Raw genomic sequence first — 1,140 nt, forward strand, 5'->3', positions numbered from 1 at the left:
CACTAATTGGAAAGGAGAAACGCAGCTCAACTAAACCGGCAAAAAACAACATTTTCTAATCGGCAAAAAATGTCATTTTATCGTCGGCGTTGACAGGCCAAGCAATGAGTGTTAGCGGCGACCCGCGGCAATTGCCTTATCTGGACATGTTGAGTGAGTATGACTACAGCTTGGTCATCATTGATGAGGCACATCGGATGAGCGACGTACCGCAACACATTTATACCCTCGTCGGCCCTAACACGCGGCCGAAGATTCTTGTATTTCTAGTGGATGACCACCAGTGTGTGCACGTTAAAGAATGCGGTACAGAGTTTGTCTTGAAGTGTGCCCTGCTTACCGCTGGGATAACACCGGTTTGCAAACGACTCACCGTGCAGAAGCGGTGCGGCTTCGAAAATCGCTTCACCGCAGTGTTGCGCCACCTCTTTTTCGATGAACAAACACCGTCGCAGGAACCGGCTGCTAGTCAATTTCAAGTCACCATCACAGATTCACTCAGCGCCATCGACAAAAGGCTCAAGGCACACCAGGAACACGGTTTCTCTGCCAGATGGTTTGCTCCCATGGATTGGTTGCGCCGCCGTTCTCGTGAGTTTGGCGCTGATGACATCTTCATTCGGGATCATGACGGTCAAGAGTTCTCCAAAGAATGGCACCCCTACCCGCATCATCTTCTTTATGAGTGGTATAAAAGTCAATCGGCAAAGGCTGTAGACCAAGTGGGCTCAATTTACTGCGCCCAAGGGTTGGATTACGATTACACAGGATTTATCTGGAACGATAGCCTCCGCTGGGATACTCGCGCAAAGCGCTGGGTATACTGCGAAAAAGAACATCAGGACCTCTCATTCAAGCTAGGCATCACTGATGCCTTAAAGGTGAGAAACTTCAATTTTCCCAGCGGAGCGGTGACGACTCTGGTCATGAATCAATATTACATTCTATTGTCCCGCGCTCGCCGCGGGACTTATATCTGGTTCAAGGATGCCGCTACCAAACGGCATGTATACGACGTGCTGCATGCTGCGCATATCCTCTAATTAAAAGTAAGCGGTCGTTGAAATAGGTGTGAAGACAAAAATGGTGCAATCCTCTATCATGAAGATTGCACCATTGCTTTACCCGCTGTTATTCGTG

At 48.9% G+C, this 1,140-nt stretch carries 1 protein-coding gene; it reads left to right on the forward strand.

The features are described from left to right. The first annotated feature begins 104 nt into the window (after window positions 1-104). Window positions 105-1,043: a DNA/RNA helicase domain-containing protein gene (locus H627_RS0115400; RefSeq protein WP_027829629.1), complete on the forward strand. Its 939-nt coding sequence runs from the start codon at window positions 105-107 to the stop codon at window positions 1,041-1,043. Window positions 1,044-1,140: the final 97 nt, after the last annotated feature.

Origin of the sequence: Schleiferilactobacillus harbinensis DSM 16991, from assembly GCF_000425885.1 — a bacterium.
GTDB lineage: Bacteria > Bacillota > Bacilli > Lactobacillales > Lactobacillaceae > Schleiferilactobacillus > Schleiferilactobacillus harbinensis.